Annotated in this window: 14 protein-coding genes; 2 read left to right on the top strand and 12 right to left on the bottom strand. The window is 67.7% G+C overall.

Annotated features, from left to right (window positions below; translation table 11 throughout):
• Positions 1 to 29 precede the first annotated feature (29 nt).
• From rapZ to NS283_RS10650, 4 genes are all read right to left on the bottom strand, one after another.
• A complete protein-coding gene (gene rapZ / locus NS283_RS10665; protein WP_058596847.1) occupies positions 30 to 908 on the bottom strand; it encodes an RNase adapter RapZ in 879 nt (292 codons plus the stop codon).
• Positions 909 to 937: 29 nt separating this feature from the next.
• A complete protein-coding gene (uvrC, locus tag NS283_RS10660) occupies positions 938 to 2,881 on the bottom strand; it encodes an excinuclease ABC subunit UvrC (RefSeq protein ID WP_193752671.1) in 1,944 nt (647 codons plus the stop codon).
• A gap of 3 nt (positions 2,882 to 2,884) precedes the next feature.
• Positions 2,885 to 5,854, bottom strand: a complete 2,970-nt coding sequence (gene uvrA / locus NS283_RS10655; protein ID WP_193752670.1) for an excinuclease ABC subunit UvrA — start codon at positions 5,852 to 5,854, stop codon at positions 2,885 to 2,887.
• Positions 5,855 to 5,955: 101 nt separating this feature from the next.
• Positions 5,956 to 6,384 (bottom strand): MarR family winged helix-turn-helix transcriptional regulator, encoded by a 429-nt coding sequence (locus NS283_RS10650; protein ID WP_058596845.1) that lies wholly within the window; start codon positions 6,382 to 6,384, stop codon positions 5,956 to 5,958.
• Positions 6,385 to 6,420: 36 nt separating this feature from the next.
• On the opposite strand from NS283_RS10650, the gene NS283_RS10645 reads away from it, so the two are divergent.
• Complete coding sequence (locus NS283_RS10645; protein ID WP_058596844.1) at positions 6,421 to 6,657, top strand: hypothetical protein; 237 nt, start codon at positions 6,421 to 6,423, stop codon at positions 6,655 to 6,657.
• 54 nt (positions 6,658 to 6,711) lie between these two features.
• Here the strand turns inward: NS283_RS10645 and NS283_RS10640 are convergent, their stop codons facing one another.
• From NS283_RS10640 to coaE, 3 genes are all read right to left on the bottom strand, one after another.
• The gene (locus NS283_RS10640) at positions 6,712 to 7,119 is read right to left on the bottom strand and encodes a VOC family protein (RefSeq protein WP_241492235.1); all 408 of its coding nucleotides are present in this window, start codon (positions 7,117 to 7,119) and stop codon (positions 6,712 to 6,714) included.
• A 25-nt stretch (positions 7,120 to 7,144) separates the two neighbouring features.
• On the bottom strand, positions 7,145 to 9,214 hold the full coding sequence (gene uvrB / locus NS283_RS10635; RefSeq protein WP_058596842.1) for an excinuclease ABC subunit UvrB: 2,070 nt from the start codon (positions 9,212 to 9,214) through the stop codon (positions 7,145 to 7,147).
• 64 nt (positions 9,215 to 9,278) lie between these two features.
• Positions 9,279 to 9,881, bottom strand: a complete 603-nt coding sequence (gene coaE, locus NS283_RS10630) for a dephospho-CoA kinase (RefSeq protein ID WP_058596841.1) — start codon at positions 9,879 to 9,881, stop codon at positions 9,279 to 9,281.
• A 101-nt stretch (positions 9,882 to 9,982) separates the two neighbouring features.
• On the opposite strand from coaE, the gene NS283_RS10625 reads away from it, so the two are divergent.
• On the top strand, positions 9,983 to 10,351 hold the full coding sequence (locus NS283_RS10625) for a response regulator transcription factor (RefSeq protein ID WP_058596840.1): 369 nt from the start codon (positions 9,983 to 9,985) through the stop codon (positions 10,349 to 10,351).
• 3 nt (positions 10,352 to 10,354) lie between these two features.
• Here NS283_RS10625 and NS283_RS10620 read toward each other — a convergent pair whose 3' ends face one another.
• The 5 genes from NS283_RS10620 to NS283_RS10600 all read right to left on the bottom strand — a co-directional run bounded on the left by NS283_RS10620 (position 10,355) and on the right by NS283_RS10600 (position 17,412).
• A complete protein-coding gene (locus NS283_RS10620; RefSeq protein ID WP_058596839.1) occupies positions 10,355 to 11,512 on the bottom strand; it encodes a diguanylate cyclase domain-containing protein in 1,158 nt (385 codons plus the stop codon).
• Positions 11,509 to 13,128: a sensor histidine kinase gene (locus NS283_RS10615; protein ID WP_058596838.1), complete on the bottom strand. Its 1,620-nt coding sequence runs from the start codon at positions 13,126 to 13,128 to the stop codon at positions 11,509 to 11,511. The genes NS283_RS10620 and NS283_RS10615 overlap by 4 nt, the downstream gene beginning before the upstream one ends.
• An 81-nt stretch (positions 13,129 to 13,209) precedes the next feature.
• Entirely contained in the window at positions 13,210 to 13,530 is a 321-nt protein-coding gene (locus NS283_RS19405; protein WP_342626908.1) for a GIY-YIG nuclease family protein, read from the bottom strand.
• 286 nt (positions 13,531 to 13,816) lie between these two features.
• Positions 13,817 to 16,072, bottom strand: a complete 2,256-nt coding sequence (gene treS, locus NS283_RS10605; protein ID WP_058596848.1) for a maltose alpha-D-glucosyltransferase — start codon at positions 16,070 to 16,072, stop codon at positions 13,817 to 13,819.
• 125 nt (positions 16,073 to 16,197) lie between these two features.
• Positions 16,198 to 17,412 (bottom strand): MFS transporter, encoded by a 1,215-nt coding sequence (locus NS283_RS10600; protein ID WP_193752669.1) that lies wholly within the window; start codon positions 17,410 to 17,412, stop codon positions 16,198 to 16,200.
• Positions 17,413 to 17,519 lie beyond the last annotated feature (107 nt).

The raw sequence follows: 17,519 nt of genomic DNA, 5'->3' as shown, positions 1-17,519 counted from the left end.
GGGTGGGGGCGGTGGAGCGAGGGTACAGCCTACTCGCGGCCGAGGTCGCGGTGAGCCACGCGAACGGCCACCCCCGGGATCTCCTCCAAACGCTCAGCGAGCTCACGGGACATGACCACCGACCGGTGCTTCCCACCCGTGCACCCGATGGCCACGACCGAGTGGCGCTTGTTCTCGCGCTGGTATCCCTCGAGCACGGGGCGCAGCGCCGCCGCGTACGCCTCGAGGAATTCCGTGGCTCCCTCCTGCCCCAGGACGTTCGCCCGCACGGCGGGATCTTCTCCCGTGAGCGGGCGCAGCTCCTCGTTCCAGAACGGGTTCGGCAGGAACCTCATGTCCGCGACCAGATCGACGTCGGGCGGCAGCCCGTACTTGAAACCGAAGCTCATCAGCGTCACCGTGTGCCGCGCCGCTCCCTCTTCGCCGAAGAGTTGCACCGCGCGCAGAGACAGCTGGTGGACGTTGAACATCGACGTGTCGATGACGATGTCGGCCGCTTCCCGCACCGGGGCGAGGCGGTCGCGTTCGCGGCGGATGCCGTCGAGGATCGTCCCCTCCCCCTGCAGCGGGTGCGGACGGCGGACGGCTTCGAACCGCCGGACGAGCACCGCATCGGAGGCGTCGAGGAACACCAGCCGCACTTGCCGACCGGCCTGCAACGACCGCAGCGCTTCGGGCAGGTCGCTGAACAGCGTGCGCCCGCGGACGTCGACCACCACCGCGACCCTCGGCACGGCGCCACCCGCCAGTTCCGCGAGTTCGAGCAGAGGGCGGAGCATCTGCGGGGGGAGGTTGTCGACGACGTACCAGTCGAGGTCTTCGAGGGCGTTGGCCACGGTCGAACGACCGGCTCCCGACATGCCCGTGACGATCAGCACGTCCCCTGGTTCGTCGCGCCCCGGTTCCATCGCGGTCGCCTCCTGTCGTCGTGTCCAGCCTATCGAGACAGGTGCGCGTGGATCGCCTCGGCCAGAGCCGGGCCGATGCCGGGCAGCGCCGTGATCTCGTCGGGCGTGGCGTTCTTGAGGGCCGTGACCGAGCCGAAGTGACGCAGCAGGGCCTTGATCCGGGTGTCGCCGAGACCGGGGACCTCGGCCAGCACACTGGTGATGTCGCGCTTACGACGTTTGCGCTGGTGGACGATGGCGAACCGGTGGGCCTCATCGCGCAGGCGCTGGAGCAGATACAGCGCCTCCGAGGTGCGCGGCAGGATGACCGGGTACTCCTCCCCCGGCAACCACACCTCCTCGAGGCGCTTGGCGATGCCGCACAGCGCGATCTCTTCGTGTCCGGCATCCGCCAGGGCCCGCGCGGCGGCCGCGACCTGCGGCTGCCCGCCGTCGACCACCAGCAGCTGAGGTCGATAGGCGAATCGCGGCCGCTTTCGCGCCGTCACGACCTCGCCGTCGGCCGTCGCCTCCGCGGAATCGGGAGCTGCCACGATCGCGCCCCCGATCGTCTCGGGCTCGTCCTCATCGGGCCGGTCGAGGTAGGCGAGCCGTCGGGTCAGCACTTGGTACATCGAGTCGGTGTCGTCCGTCGTCTCGGCAACCCCGAACGACCGGTACTGGTCCTTCCGTGGCAAGCCGTCTTCGAACACGACCATGGATGCCACGACATTCGTGCCCGAGAGGTGCGAGACGTCGAAGCACTCGATGCGCAGCGGTGCCTCGGTGAGCCCGAGCGCCTCCTGGAGGTCGGTGAGCGCCTGCGAGCGGGCCACGTAATCGCTCGTGCGGCGCGTCTTGTGCAGCATGAGAGCCTGCTGCGCGTTCAGCGTCGCGGTCTTCAGGAGGTCGGCCTTCCGACCCCGTTGGGCCACTTGCAGAGTGACGGGGCGACCTCGTCGCTCCCGCAGCCAGGCCTCGAGTTGATCGGCGTCGTCGGGCAACTCGGGTACCAGGACCTGGCGCGGGATGTCCGTGGCATCCGCGTCTCCGTAGGTGCGCTGCAGCACCTGGTCGACGAGGTCGGCGCCCGAGATGTCGATCTCTTTCTCGATCGTCGTCGCTCGAACACCGCGCACGCGGCCGCCCCGGACGACGAAGTGCTGCACGGTCGCCGCGAGCTCGTCCTCGGCGATGCCGAACAGGTCGGCGTCGGTGTCGGACGCCAGCACGAGGGCACTCTTGCCGAGCACGGCCTCGATCGCCTGCAGGCGGTCGCGGTAAAGGGCGGCCGACTCATAGTCCATCGCCGCGGACGCCTCTTTCATGCGGGCGGTCAGCTGCTTCGCGAAGCGCTGATCACCGCCCGACATGAACGCGACGAAGTCGTCGACGATCGCACGGTGCTCCTCGATCGTCACCTTCATCGAGCAGGGCCCGCCGCAACGGCCGATCTGCCCGGGGAAGCACGGACGCCCCGACTGCATCGCCTTCTTGTACGACGAGTCGCTGCATGTGCGGATCGGGAAGACCTTGATCATCAGGTCGATCGTGTCGTGGACCGCCCACACCTTCGGGTACGGCCCGAAGTACTTGGCGCCGCGGATCTTGTGATTTCGTGTCACGATGACGCGGGGGGCCTCATCGGCGAGGGTGATCGCCATGTAGGGGTACGACTTGTCGTCCTTGTACCTGACGTTGAACGGCGGATCGAACTCCTTGATCCACATGTACTCGAGCTGCAGTGAGTCGACGTCGCTCGGGACGACCGTCCACTCCACGCTCGCCGCGGTGGTGACCATGCGGCGCGTGCGCTCGTGAAGCGAATGCAGGGGGGCGAAGTAGTTCGACAGGCGAGCCCGGAGGTTCTTGGCCTTACCGACGTAGAGCACTCTCCCCTCGGCGTCGCGAAAACGGTACACCCCCGGGTTCGTGGGGATCTCGCCGGGCTTCGGCCGGTACGGCAGGTGCGACACCCGTTCTCGGGATGCCACGGCTCAGACCCCCTGGCCGGCCAGCTCAGGCTCTCGAGCGAGGTCGGCCGACGCCGCCGTTTTGCGCTGCGCACCCGTGCGCCCGGTTTCGAGGAGCTCGGCGAGGAAGGCCCCCGTGTGACTCGCCTCGACCTTCGCCACCTGTTCGGGCGTGCCGGTCGCGACGATCGTGCCGCCGCCGGCACCGCCCTCGGGACCGAGGTCGATGACCCAGTCCGAGCTCTTGATGACGTCGAGGTTGTGCTCGATGACGATCACGGTGTTGCCCTTGTCGACAAGACCGTTGAGCACCTTCAGCAGAAGCGAGACGTCTTCGAAGTGCAGACCCGTCGTCGGCTCGTCGAGCACGTAGATCGACCGGCCGTTGCTGCGGCGCTGGAGCTCGGTGGCGAGCTTGACGCGCTGCGCCTCGCCGCCCGACAGCGTCGTCGCCGACTGTCCCAGACGTACGTACCCCAGGCCGACGTCGACGAGGGTCTTGAGATAGCGGTGGATCGCCTGGATGGGCTCGAAGAACTCAGCGGCCTCCGAGATCGGCATCTCGAGCACCTCGGCGATGTTCTTGCCCTTGTAGTGCACCGAGAGGGTGTCGCGGTTGTACCGCTTGCCGTGGCAGACCTCGCAGTCGACGTACACGTCGGGCAGGAAGTTCATCTCGATCTTCAGCGTGCCGTCACCCGAGCAGGCCTCGCAGCGACCGCCCTTGACGTTGAAGCTGAAGCGCCCGGCCTGATAGCCGCGCACCTTCGCCTCGGGCGTCTCGGCGAACAGGCTCCGGATACGGTCGAACACCCCCGTATAGGTGGCCGGGTTCGAGCGCGGGGTGCGACCGATCGGCGCCTGGTCGACGTGGACGACCTTGTCGAGGTTGTCGAGGCCCGTGACTCGGGTGTGCTTGCCGGGCACACGACGCGCACCGTTGAGTTTCGAGGCGAGGACCTCGTACAGGATGCCGTTCACCAGCGTCGACTTGCCGGAACCGCTCACGCCGGTCACCGACGTGAGCACCCCCAGGGGGAAGTCGACCGTGACGTTCTGCAGGTTGTTCTCGCGGGCACCCACGACGGTGACCTGACGCTTCTTGTCGATCTTGCGCCGCTTCTTCGGCGCTTCGATCGCGCGGCGCCCCGAGAGATACGCGCCGGTAAGGGACCGTTCGTCGTCCAGCAGCTCGGCGAGCGGCCCTGAATGCACGACGTTTCCCCCGTCGACGCCCGCGCGGGGGCCGATGTCGACGACCCAGTCGGCCGCGTGGATGGTCTCTTCGTCGTGCTCGACGACGATGAGGGTGTTGCCCAGGTCGCGGAGCGTCTCGAGCGTCTGGATGAGGCGACGGTTGTCGCGCTGATGCAGACCGATCGACGGCTCGTCGAGCACGTACAGCACACCGGTCAAGCCGGACCCGATCTGGGTCGCGAGCCGGATGCGCTGCGCCTCCCCACCCGACAGCGTTCCCGCCGCCCGACCCAGGCTGAGGTAGTTCAGGCCCACCTGCAGGAGGAAGTCGAGGCGCGCGCGGATCTCGCGGAGGACCGCCGCCGCGATCGTCGCCTCGCGGTCGGTGAGGGTGAGCTTCGAGAAGAACTCCCGCGCATCGGCAAGGCTCATCCGCGACGCTGCCGCGATCGACGTGTTGTCGACGAGCACCGCGAGCACTTCGGGCTTCAGACGGTCGCCATCGCACACGGCACACGGCACCTCGCGAAGGTATTCCGACCACCGCTGGCGCTGCGCGTCGGACTCGGCCTGGAGGTACTGACGCTCGATGTAGGGGACGACGCCCTCGAAGCCGGACGAGTAGCGCATCTCGCGGCCGTAGCGGTTCTTCCACTTGACCGTGACCTTGTAGTTCTCTCCGCGCAGCACGGCTTGCTGCACGTCGTGCGAGAGGTCTTTCCACGGGGTATCGAGCGAGAACTTCAGGTCGCGGGCGAGGCCCTCGAGCAACCGTTCGTAGTACTGGAAGAGGCCCTTGCCCTGCGTGGTCCACGGGAGGATCGCCCCATCGCGGATCGACAGTTCCTCGTCGCCGAGCATCAGGTCGACGTCGACCGACATGCGCGTGCCGAGGCCCGAGCACACGGGGCACGCGCCGAACGGGGCGTTGAACGAGAAGGTGCGGGGCTCGATCTCGGTGAGCTGCAGGGGGTGGCCGTTCGGGCAGGCGAGCTTCTCGGAGAACGACTGCCAGGCGTCGTCGCCCTCTTCGTCGACGAAGTTCACCTGCATGATGCCGCCGGCAAGACCCATGGCCGTCTCGACCGAGTCGGTCACACGGCTCAGATTGTCTCCGGATGCCACCAGTCGGTCGACCACCACGGCGATGTCGTGCTTGTAGCTCTTCTTCAGCGTGGGCGGCTCGGAGAGCTGCACGAGTTCGCCATCGACCACGGCGCGCGCGTAGCCCTTCGCGCTCAGCTCCTTGAACAGGTCGACGAACTCGCCCTTCTTCTGCGTCACGACGGGCGCGACGATCTGATAGCGAGTGCGCTCGGGCAGCTCCATGAGTTGGTCGGCGATCTGCTGAACGGTCTGCCGCTGGATCCGCGCGCCGCATTCGGGACAGTGCGGCACACCGATGCGCGCCCACAGGAGGCGCATGTAGTCGTGGATTTCGGTGATCGTGCCGACCGTCGATCGCGGGTTGCGGTTGGTCGACTTCTGGTCGATCGAGACCGCGGGGCTGAGCCCTTCGATGAAGTCGACGTCGGGGCGATCGACCTGTCCGAGGAACTGGCGCGCGTACGCGCTCAGCGACTCGACATAGCGACGCTGGCCCTCTGCGAAGATCGTGTCGAACGCGAGGCTGGACTTACCCGAACCCGAGAGGCCGGTGAAGACGACGAGCGAATCGCGGGGGATGTCGAGGTCGACGTCCTTCAGGTTGTGGACGCGAGCGCCACGGACGCTGAGCTTTCCGCTGGAGCCGGAAGGGGCCGAGGACGGGGCGGGAACGACGGGAACGATGGGCACCTGTTAAGTCTAGGTCGGGCCTCCGACATCGGTCCCGGGTTCGCCCGGGGCGCACGGATGTGCGAAGGTTCTCGCCTTGCTCGCCGTGCGCGGAAGGGTTGTCAGTCGCGCGGTCGAGCCGCAAAGGGAGCGAGGCCGTCCCGCAGCGCGACGAGCGCGCTCTCGTCGACGCCGACGCGAGCCATGATCTTTCCGGGCACCTCGAGCGCCGCGGCGCGGAGCGCGGCTCCCTCTTCGGTGAGGGCGATGTCGAGCATCCGCTCGTCGTCCGCGCGGCGGGTGCGCACCACCCGCCCTTGCGCTTCCAGGCGCTTCACCAACGGCGACAGGGTGGCCGGCTCCATCGCCAGTTCCGTAGCCAGGGTGCCGAGCGATCGCGGCGCCTCCTCCCAGAGCGCCAGCATCACGAGGTACTGGGGATGCGTCAGCCCCAGAGGCTCGAGCACCGGGCGATAGATCGACACCACGTTGCGCGCCGCCGTGACCAGCGCGAAGCACACCTGGTTCTCCAGTTTGAGCAGATCGTCCATGCGCCCCCTCTCAAAATAGTTAGTACACTAATAATCATGACACGAAGGGATGCCGATCGGCCGCCGCTGCGCGACCGCGTGCGCGAAGCCGGCGGCTGGTACCAGTACCTCAACTCCCGGCTGATCCGCGTCGCGGGCCCGGCATCGGTCGGTCCCTACGACACCGACCCGGAGCCCGTCCGCACCGGACGCCCGTGCCCGCTCTGCGGACACGCCATGGCGGAGCACTCGGTCGATCGGACCGGTCCGAAACCCCTCCTCCACTGCCCCTGAGTGATGGGCGGGCCGATGCAGCCCTGACCCCCGGTCACCGCGGAGCACCGCCGGTCAGAGCTGCGGACGACCGTCCTCATCGAGCGGCCAACCGGGGTTGACCGCGATCTCCCACGGGTGGCCGTCCGGGTCGACGAAGACCCCGGAATACCCGCCCCAGGGTGTGGCCGCTCCCGCCCGGGCGAGCGTGGCACCGGCCGCGACCGCGGAGTCGACGATCGCGTCGACCTCTCCGCTGTCACGGACGTTGTGCGCGAGTGTCACGCCTCCCCACCCGCCGCCGTCCGGAACGCCGGAGTCTGCGGCGAGCTTCTGTCGGTCCCACAGGGCGAGCACCATCCCTCCGAGATCGAAGAACGCCACCTCGCCCTCGACGGACGTCGGATGTGGCATCCACCCGAGACGCGAGTAGAAGGCGATCGCCCGGTCGAGGTCTCCGACGCCGAGCGTCACGAGCGTCATACGCTGCTGCATCGCGGTCCGCCGATCAGGCGTGTCCTGCCCGCTCCATCGCTCGGAGCTCCTTCTTGAGATCCTGCACCTCGTCACGCAGCCGCCCGGCGAGCTCGAACTTCAACTCGGCGGCGGCGGCGAGCATCTGCTGCGTCAGGTCGGCGATCGTGGACTCGAGCTGATCCGCGCCTTCGGCGGCGATACCCGTGCGTCGGAGCTGGGGCGTCGGCGACTTGCCCTTGGCTCCCTTGTCGTTGCGCGACAGGAGCTTCTTGGTGTCGGTCGCCTCACGGTTCAAGACCTCGGTGATATCCGCGATCTTCTTCCGCAGAGGCTGGGGATCGATCCCGTGCTCTTTGTTGTAGGCGATCTGCTTCTCGCGGCGGCGCTCGGTCTCGTCGATCGCGTTCCGCATCGAATCGGTGATCTTGTCGGCGTACATGTGCACCTCGCCCGACACGTTACGGGCCGCGCGCCCGATGGTCTGGATGAGCGACGTTCCGCTGCGCAGGAACCCCTCCTTGTCTGCGTCGAGAATCGCGACGAGAGAGACCTCGGGCAGGTCGAGACCCTCGCGGAGGAGGTTGATGCCGACGAGCACGTCGTACACACCGGCGCGCAGCTCGGTGAGCAGTTCTACGCGTCGCAGCGTGTCGACATCCGAATGCAGATATCGGACGCGCACGCCGTGCTCCCCGAGGAAGTCCGTGAGCTCCTCGGCCATCTTCTTCGTCAATGTCGTGACGAGGATGCGCTCGTCTCGTTCGACCCGGACACGGATTTCTTCGAGGAGATCGTCGATCTGTCCCTTCGACGGCTTGACGATGATCTCGGGGTCGACGAGGCCGGTCGGTCGGATGATCTGCTCGACCACACCGTCGGCGATGCCCATCTCGTAACGCCCCGGCGTCGCCGAGAGGTAGACGGTCTGCCCGACGCGCTCTTTGAACTCATCCCAGCGAAGAGGACGGTTGTCCATTGCGCTCGGGAGCCGGAAACCGTGCTCGACCAGAGTGCGCTTACGGGACGCGTCACCCTCGTACATGGCACCGATTTGGGGAACGGTCACGTGGGACTCATCGATCACGAGCAGGAAGTCGTCGGGGAAGAAGTCGAGCAGCGTGTGCGGCGGCTCGCCCGCCACGCGGCCGTCCATGTGCCGCGAGTAGTTCTCGATGCCGGAGCAGAAGCCGAGCTGCTGCAGCATCTCGAGGTCGAAGGTCGTGCGCATGCGCAGTCGCTGCGCCTCCAACAGCTTGCCCTGCGACTCGAACTCTTTCAGACGCTCTTCGAGCTCATGCTCGATGGTGCCGATCGCGCGCTGAACCGTCTCGGTACCGGCCACGTAGTGCGACGCGGGGAAGATCGGCACGGAATCCATCTTCTCGATGACATCGCCCGTCAGCGGGTGCAGCGTATAGAGCGCCTCGATCTCATCACCGAACATCTCGATACGGATGGCGTACTCCTCGTACACCGGGATGATCTCGATCGTGTCGCCACGCACGCGGAAGTTGCCTCGCGAGAAATCGACGTCGTTGCGGTTGTACTGCATCGAGATGAACTTGCGGATGAGCGCGTCACGGTCGTAGCGCTCCCCCACCTGCAGAGCCACCATCGCGCGCAGATACTCTTCGGGCGCGCCCAGGCCGTAGATGCACGACACCGTCGACACGACCACCACGTCGCGGCGCGACAGGAGCGAGTTCGTCGTCGAGTGACGAAGGCGCTCGACCTCGGCGTTGATCGACGAGTCCTTTTCGATGAACGTATCGGTCTGGGGAACGTACGCCTCGGGCTGGTAGTAGTCGTAGTACGAGACGAAGTACTCCACGGCGTTGTTGGGCAGAAGCTCGCGGAACTCGTTCGCCAACTGCGCCGCCAGGGTCTTGTTGTGCGCCAGGACCAGTGTCGGACGCTGGACCTGTTCCACCAGCCACGCCGTCGTGGCGGACTTGCCGGTACCGGTGGCGCCGAGGAGCACGACGTCGGTCTCGCCGGCGTTGATGCGCGCGGCGAGGTCGGCGATCGCCTGCGGCTGGTCACCGGACGGGCTGTACTCGCTGATGACCTCGAAGGGACGAACGGATCGCGTGGCCTGCATGATTCCAGCGTAGGCGGGGCCTCCGACATCGGGGTCGGCTTGCGTTCGCCCACCACGAACGCCGTCAGTGAGAGGGGGCGATCCTCTGCCAGAGGTCGTCGACCTGACGCCGGGTGTCCGCGATATCCGCGGTCGTATCGATCACGACATCCGCGAGCGCGAGTCGATCCTCATCGGATACCTGAGACCTGATCCTCGCCCGGGCATCGTCCTCGCTGAGCCCGCGATTCTCGACGAGACGTCGGACGCGCAGCTCCTCCGGCGCGTGCGTCACGACGACCAGGTCCCACAGGTCGCCGCCGCGCGCTTCCGCGAGCAGCGGGACGTCGTAGACGACGACCGCCGCAGAATCCGCCGCCAGAGCGTCGCGGAACCTCCGCTCCGACTCGCGTCGGACAGCAGGGTGGACGAGGGCGTTCAGCGCCGCGAGGCGCTCGGGATGACCGAACACGAGCGACCCCAGAGCAGGCCGGTCGAGCTGTCCGTCGGCCGAGAGGACGTCGGAGCCGAACTCGTCGACGATCGCCGCGAGAACGGGCGACCCCGGAGCCTGCACGTCGCGCACGATCGCGTCGGCATCCACGACGACGGCGCCGCGGTCTCGGAGCATGGCGGCGACGGTGGACTTTCCCGACGCGATGCCGCCGGTGAGAGCGAGGAGGGGCACCTGTCGAGGATGCCACACACCCGCCGAGCACGAACGGTGGTCTAGCATTTCGAGGGGAGCCGCGCAGTGGCTTTCTCGATCCACCCCGCGGAAGTCCGATCATGCCGAACTCGATGCTCGCGGTCGTCATCGAAGATGATGCCGATATCCGGTCGCTGGTCGTCGCTGTCCTCGAGCAGGCGGGGTACGTGGTGCACGCGGCGTCCAGCGGCTTGGACGGCATCGAGCTGGTCGCTCGTCATGACCCCGCGGTGACGACCCTCGACGTCAGCATGCCGGGTATCGACGGGTTCGAGACGGCACGGCGCATCCGTGGCTTCAGTAACACGCGCATTCTCATGGTGAGCGCCCGAGCCGACGAGACCGAGGAGCGGGCGGGCCGCGACGCCGGCGCAGACGACTATCTCACGAAGCCGTTCCGGCCTCGCGAACTCCGCGAACGTGTGCGGCTGCTCGTCGAGGGCGAATGACGGTCAGGCGAGCCCGAACGGCTGCCGACCTGTCAGGACCGCCTCCGCTGCCGCCGCATCCGCAGCTTCGATGAGCCGCTCGGCGTCGAAGCCGACCTGACCGGCGAGCGCGACTCCGACCCCCACAACGGGCGCGACGGTCGTCTGTAGCGCCGCGACGTCGGCCACGACGCGATCGCGAAGCGACCGCGCGACGCGGCTCACGTCGGTGACGCTCGTCGTGATGAAAGCCACCGTGATCCCGGTGGTGTCCGTCTCCCCGACGAGGGCCATCGTCGGAGCATGCCGTCGGGCGGCCCCGCGAAACGCGCGGAGAATGGCATCCGCTTCTTCGGGGCCGAAGGCCATCGATACGCGGCGGAGGTCGTCGATTCGCAGGCAGACGACGCACGGATCCTCCTCCGCCGCACGCGCGCGCGTCAGCAGGATGCCCAAGGCTCCGCGAAACGAATCGCGGAACAGGATGCCGTCACCGTCGACCGTCAGGTTTCGAGCGGCGACATGACCGCGGAAGGCCGATTCGCTCGATCGCAGGGTCGATGTCACGATGACGGCCGCGACGACGAGGACGATGGTCAGGAGAGACGCCACGCGCGTATCGAAGACGGCGAGGAAGAGGTCGCTCTCCGGCCCGGAAGCGATGAACACCACGGCGCGCGTCGCGAACCACAGCGACTCGATCGCCATGATCACGGTCAATCCCCCCGCACTCCACCGGCCGCGGACCGCCCCGCGCCGGGTCTCGATCGCGCCGAGCGCACCGAACAGAGCGTTCCCGAGGAAGAACGGCACCGCGCCGGCCCAGGTCCCTCCGTCTGGACCCGCCGCGAGGGCGGCAACCGCCACCGCCGGGACGGCCGCGGCCCAGACGATCAGCGGCACGCGCATCGGCCGCCCGTTGAACGAGAGACAACCCAGCCAGATGAACCCCGTCGCCCCGACGAAGACCCCGTTGCCGATCGCGACGGCGATGTATGCGCCGGGCAGGACGAGCCCGATGAGGTAGCACAGGGCCGAGAGACACCCACTCAGGTACGCAGCCGACCAGTACCTGCCCGGGCTGCCGTCCTTGAGCATGAGCGTGTCCAGGACGTACATCAGCGCCGAGACGAGGATGACGAGGAGCGCGGCGACCTGGAGAGTCACCGAATCGAGGATCATGATGCGCTTCCCACTTTCCGCGGCAAGCGCACGATGAAGGTCGTGCCGCTGCCGAGAGCCGAACTGACCGTGATCTCGCCTCCGTGCGCGCGGACGATGTCGCGGCTGATCGCCAGCCCCAGGCCGCTGCCGTGAGTAGACGAGTTCCGTACCGCGTCGCCGCGGAAGAAGCGGTCGAAGACTCGCCCCTGCTCGGACCGCGAGATACCCGGGCCGTCATCGGCGACCGCGATCTGCACGGACGTGGCGCTGATCTCCACGCCGACGGTGACCGTTCCTCCGCGCACGTTGTACTTGATGGCGTTCGACAGGAGATTGTCGACGACCTGACGCAGGCGTCGCGGATCGACGTGCGCGGTCCCGTCTCTGAGCCCCGAGGAGTCGATTCGGATGCCATGGTCCGCCGCGCGTGGCTGCTGGGACTCCACCGCCGCGCGAACGATCGTCGCGATATCGGTGTCGACGGGGATGAGATCGAACTCGGCACCGTGGCGCGACGAGGCGGACATCGCCAGGATGTCGGCGACCAGCTCCCTCAACCGCGTGGCGTTGCGCTCGGCGACCTCCAGACGGTCGCGGGTCTCCGCGACGATAGCGGGGTCGTCGAGAGCGAGGTCGAGGTACCCGATGATCGAGGTGAGCGGAGTACGGAGCTCGTGCGAGACGCTGGCGACGAGATCGTCGCGCGCTCGCAGTGCCTGCTCCTCCGCCGTCACGTCCCGTGAGACCACGATCGTGCTCTCATCCGCGTCCGTCCCCGAGGACAGTCGTCGCGCCGTGACGCTCAACGCGCGCCGGTCCTGTCCCGGCGCACCGAACCAGACGAGCTCGCCCTCGAACAGTTCTCCGGCGCGCGCTCGGGCCAGGGGGGTCTCGCTCGGCGGGACAGGGGTGGTGCCGTCCGCAGCGTAGGCCGCGATCGGCTCACCCAGAACGTCCACGGTGGCTTGCAGCCGAGCGTGAGCTTCGTTCGTCACGGCGAGGTCGCCCTCGCGGGTGACGCGGATGACACCGAAGTCCACGGCGTCGAGCACCTCGGTAACGAGGTCTTCCTGCCGCCGCGCCCGTTCGACGGAGCGACGAAGCTCGGCCGACTGCTTCTCGAGCAGGGCGCGTTGCGCTCGTGCCCGACGCGCCGTCGAGTGTGCCAGGGCCGACAGCGCCACGACGGAGAAGGGCAAGACGAACGTCGCCGCCGTGAGTCGTTGTTCGTCGTCGTTGACGAGCTGGAACAGAACGATCGCGGAGACGCCGATGAGAACGGCGACGACTCCCCCGACCCCGAAGGTCGATCCGATCCAGATGGCGGGGAAGGCCCAGAGCAGACCGACACCGGCGAGGGGAGCACTCTCACGCAGGGCGGCGATCGCGATCATGTCGATGACCGGCACGAGCCCGAGAGCCCACGAGGGCAGCGATCGCCACGGGGCGAGAATCGCGAGAATGGCTCCCCCGAAGATCACCGTTACGCAGACGGTGAAGAGCCCGACGTCGCGCACCTGGCCGAGCACCGAGGACGAGACCACCAGCAGAAGGGTCGCCGCAAGAAGAAGCGCCTGATTGGAGAGGATGCTTCGGTGGATCCCGAGTCGCTCGGTGAGTGACGTGCCCGGCATGGCCCTGACCATAGCGCGCACATCGACCCCGCGCGCGCCTCCTGACGGCACGGCGGGTCGCCGGCGATGCTGTTCCACCGCTCAGCGGCGGGCGGTGGCTTCGCTCACCCACCGTGCGAACAGCGACCACGGGTCGTCGATGCCCGCGCGCAGCTCGTCGATGTGAGCCGAGAGGGCATCGCTCAGCCGGAACCACTCCGTCCTCGCGAAACGCTCGTCCGCGAACCGTTCGTGCCGGCGACGTTCGAGTTGCCGGTCGCCGCGCTCGAACGCGAGCAGCTGATCGTGCCAGATCGCGTGCAATCGCTGTCGAGGCTGGGCGGTCGTGCCGATCTTGACCCGGTCTTCGAAACGGAGGTAGTACACGACGTCGACGCGTGGGGCGGGGAGCTCATCATCCACCGCATCACCGACACGCCATTCGCACACGGCGCAGAGCCATCCGCTCGGCCACCGGACACCGAGCCGGGAGCCGCAGAGGCGGCACGGCGACGGCAGCACGTCTGTGACGCCATCGCGTGAATCCACCCAGTCCGCCGCCACGGCGAGGTGCCAACCGCAGAGGTCGAGCGGAGCCTCGTCCTCTACGGGGGACACGCAGCCGGAGGCGACGCACACGATGGAGGCCATGACCTCAGCGTAGGCGCCGCCTCCGACATCGCCTCGGACATGGTTCCGGCGGCCGCCCTCAATCTGCGGGGGCATCCTCCATGAGCAGGAAGAGCCCCGCGTAGGGCGCGAGCTCGAGGGCGAAGCTCTGGAGCTCGTCGACGCGTCCGACGACATCGCCTGTGGCGGCGTCGACAGCCGTACTCTGAGGCGCCAGCCACTCCGACCGCACGGTGCCCTCGATCGTCTCGCCCGAGAAGTTGAGAACCGTGATCTGCAAGGGAGCGTCTTCGCGGCGCCGGTCTCCCCCGTCGAGGCGGTGGACCATGACAAGCATGCTCGGGTGACCGACCTGCGGGATGTCCACCTGGGACGCCACCGCGATCCCGTTCTCGGTACGAATCTTCAGCACGTCGCGGAGGCCCGAGAGGAACGACGACGCGTCGGTCTGCTGCGTGGTCAGTGATCCGTACAGGGATCGCGCCCGCGGCATGCCCGAGGCGGAACCACTGGCATCCGGTGCGACGTCGAGCAGGTCGTGCGCTCCACGCTCTATCCACCGCGTGTCTCCCGACGCGATGAGATGACGAACGTCGTCGACGGGAAGCGTCAGGGACCCGGTGAGATCCCACCCTGACAGCGCGAACACTCCCGGTTGCCACGAGTTGTACTTCGCCAGGAGCAGATGAGCGTCGCGGATCGCGGGAATGTCTTCGGCGGTGATCTCCGCCAGTGTCGAGCGTCCCTGCGTCGCCGCGATGAGCGAGGCGGTCGTGCAGGCGATCCCGTTCTGAGTGAAGACGAGGTTGTAGTCCGCGTCGACGGTGAGCTTCTCGGTGAGTTCCGCGCGGACCGTCTCCGCGATCTCGGCTCCCGTCGCCTCGCCGTGCCGGAACGGATACACCGTGTCGTGGTGGGTCGTCGCCCAGTGAACGAGCTCGTAGGTCAGCTCGTCGTGGTTCTGCATGCCGTGCACGAGCTGCGCCGGCTCCACGCCGATCTCAAGGGAGGTGGTGAGGGCCAGTCGCAGGAACTCGGTGTTCGCCGTCGCCAATGCGTGGTGGTATCCCGGCCGAGTCACGAAATCGTAGGACAGATCCGCACCGACCGCCGCCGTGTCTCGGATGTCCTCGATCGTGAGGTTGAGCTCCTGGAACGTGAAGCCGCCGACCTTGCGCACCATCCCGGCGATGATGTGGTTCGCCGCGTGCGAGAGAGGGTGGCCCTCCGACCACGCGGGGAGCCCCTCGGCGCTCTTCTCGACGCCGAGGAACCCGTTGGCGTCGAGCCGGAGGGCACTCGTTCCGAGATCACCGAGTGAGTGGAGGGCGTCGCCGATGACGAGACGCATTCCCGCGAACGTCGGGTCCAGCCAGTTGATGGAGGGCTGCCCCTCCTTGAAGTAGTGGAGGTAGACCCAGCGTCGCTCCATGCCGTCGGTTCCGAGGACCGGTGCTGTCGCACTCCAGTTGGTCTCCTTGACCCCCGGCGTGTAGAAGATCACGCGCTGCAGCTCGCCGATGATGTATCCGCGCACGCTGAGCTCGCGTTCGGTCTCGGCGTCGAGGTTGACCGAATCGCGACCCGCCGGGACCTCGGGGAGCAGGCCCCAGTCTTCGCGGGGAATCTCCACCATGTGGTAGATGCCCGGATAGTCCTTGTACGCCATCTCCGCGAGGCGGAAGTCCGCTCCCTTGCCTGTGTGGCCCGGCACGATGTCGTCGATGACGCTTCCGCCGTGCGCGTCGGCCACGTCGGCAACACGGCGGAACGCGTTCTCGTCCCCGAAATCGGGGTCGATTTGCGTGCTGATGCGGTCGAAGTGGCCGTCGACGCTCGGTGTCTCCTGCCACCCCGTGATGCCGCCCGCGCGCTTGACCGGTCCGGTGTGAATACCGTTGATCCCGACCCATTCGAACGCTTCCCAGAGCGCCTCGTCACCGAGGGCATCGAGGAAGGATTCCCCCGGCCTCGTGATCAGCGAGATCGGGTAAGCAGTGAACCACACGTCTGTCGACTCGATCGCCCGGCGGGCATCCGGACGAGCGTAGGGATTGCGCCACATGGACGGTTGCCCCGACAGCTGACGGCTGAGCACGTCCGCGTCCTTCAGCATGGACTGCCGGACGAGCCACTCGACGTAGGACGGATTGCCGCCGTTCGCGTTGCGCGGATCGGTCAGGAAGCGCCGCAGGGTGCCTCCACGGAACTGGTCGCGCGGGCGGAGACGACGAGGACGCGCCGGATAGCGCTGCTCGTCGTAACTGATCTCCGCGGCCGTCTCGACCGTCTCGTCGGTCGCTTCCTGCCCCTCGGCGTCCGTCACGTCATCCACCACGGTGCGCTCGTCCGCATCGTCCACTCGGGACCTCCCTCACGTCACATCCGACGCTAGTCGGTCACGCCGACATCGGACGCGGGCATTGACCTCGAAGCGGCGTGACACCACAGTTTCGTGTTTCACCGCGTACCGGCCGCGTCGGTGCGGAGGGTGAGCGCCGCGACGCCCGCCGCGAGAGCGCACATCACCAGAATCACGACGAGGAACATCGCCCACCCGGCTCCGGAGAACACCACTCCCAGGGACCACCCGAACAGACTCGATCCGGCGTAGTAGCCGAGGTAGTACAGCGAAGACGCTTGCGCGCGAGCCTCCGGGGCTGCCGCGACCGGCGTCCATCCGGATGCCACAGCGTGCGCGCCGAAGAAACCCGCGGTGAATGCCACCAGGCCGACGATCACCACCGGCACCGCCGGCAGGAACATCAGCGCCGCTCCGGCCGCCATGACGACGATGCTGCCGAGCAGCACCGGCAGACGGCCGAGTCGGACCGCCAACATCCCGGCACGAGGAGACGAGACCGTCCCCGCCAGATACGCGAGGAAGAGCAGCGTCACGAGACCCGGAGCGATGTCGAACGGAGGCTCGGAGAGGTGAAAGCCGAGGTAGTTGTAGACGGCGACGAAAGCCCCCATGAGCAGAAAGCCCTGTGCGTAGAGAGCGAGCTGCGCACGAGAACACAGATTGAGCCCGATGCGCCGACGGACCGATGGCCCCCTCTCCGTCCGCATCCGCCCGGGCACGAACCCCCGCGCCCTGGGCACCAAGCCCACGAAGACGAGAGCCGCCCCCACGCAGAGGAGGACAACGGATGCCACTCCCCACCGCCATCCCGCGAACTCTCCGATCCACCCCGCCACGAGCCGGCCGGAAAGGCCACCCACCGTCGTCCCCGCAATGTACGACCCGGCTGCTGCGGCGACGTGGCGAGCAGAGACCTCCTCGCTCAAGTAAGCGAGGGCGACCGCCGGCACAGCGCCGAGGGCCGCACCCTCCAGGGCCCGCATGACCAGAAGGACGTCGAGCGACGCGGCGAAAGGGGTCGCCGCGCCGAGAACGGTCGCCGCGAGAAGCCCGAGGGCCATGACGGGAACGCGACCCGCTCGATCGGCGACGAGTGACCACGGGATGACCGCGGCCGCGAGTCCCAGAGTGGCGGCCGAAACAGTCAGCGCGGCGCCCGCCGGCCCTGACCCGACGTTCCGTGCGATCGCGGGCAGCACCGGCTGCGTCGCGTACAGCTGCGCGAAGGTCGCCACACCCCCGAAGAACAGGCCCACGAGGAGCCGTCGATACTCACGACTGCCGGGCTGATGGCCGGAGAAGTCGCTCACGCCTTCGACATTAGTCACCCCGGGAACGACGAAGCGCCGACGCAGTCTCCGTCACCGGAGAGCGCGTCGGCGCTCGTGGCAGATGTGCCCGTAAATGCGAAATGGCC

The organism is Microbacterium testaceum, from assembly GCF_001476285.1.
Lineage (GTDB): Bacteria > Actinomycetota > Actinomycetes > Actinomycetales > Microbacteriaceae > Microbacterium > Microbacterium testaceum_B.
Note: the sequence above shows the minus strand (reverse complement) of the source record. Positions and strands in the feature narration are given on the sequence as shown.

Bases quoted from the DNA above. Each gene is read 5' to 3' on its own strand.
- rapZ (WP_058596847.1), bottom strand. From the start codon at position 908: ATGGAACCGGGGCGCGACGAACCAGGGGACGTGCTGATCGTCACGGGC.
- NS283_RS10650 (WP_058596845.1), bottom strand. From the start codon at position 6,384: ATGGACGATCTGCTCAAACTGGAGAACCAGGTGTGCTTCGCGCTGGTC.
- NS283_RS10645 (WP_058596844.1), top strand. From the start codon at position 6,421: ATGACACGAAGGGATGCCGATCGGCCGCCGCTGCGCGACCGCGTGCGC.
- NS283_RS10640 (WP_241492235.1), bottom strand. From the start codon at position 7,119: ATGACGCTCGTGACGCTCGGCGTCGGAGACCTCGACCGGGCGATCGCC.
- uvrB (WP_058596842.1), bottom strand. From the start codon at position 9,214: ATGCAGGCCACGCGATCCGTTCGTCCCTTCGAGGTCATCAGCGAGTAC.
- NS283_RS10625 (WP_058596840.1), top strand. From the start codon at position 9,983: ATGCCGAACTCGATGCTCGCGGTCGTCATCGAAGATGATGCCGATATC.
- NS283_RS10620 (WP_058596839.1), bottom strand. From the start codon at position 11,512: ATGATCCTCGATTCGGTGACTCTCCAGGTCGCCGCGCTCCTCGTCATC.
- NS283_RS10615 (WP_058596838.1), bottom strand. From the start codon at position 13,128: ATGCCGGGCACGTCACTCACCGAGCGACTCGGGATCCACCGAAGCATC.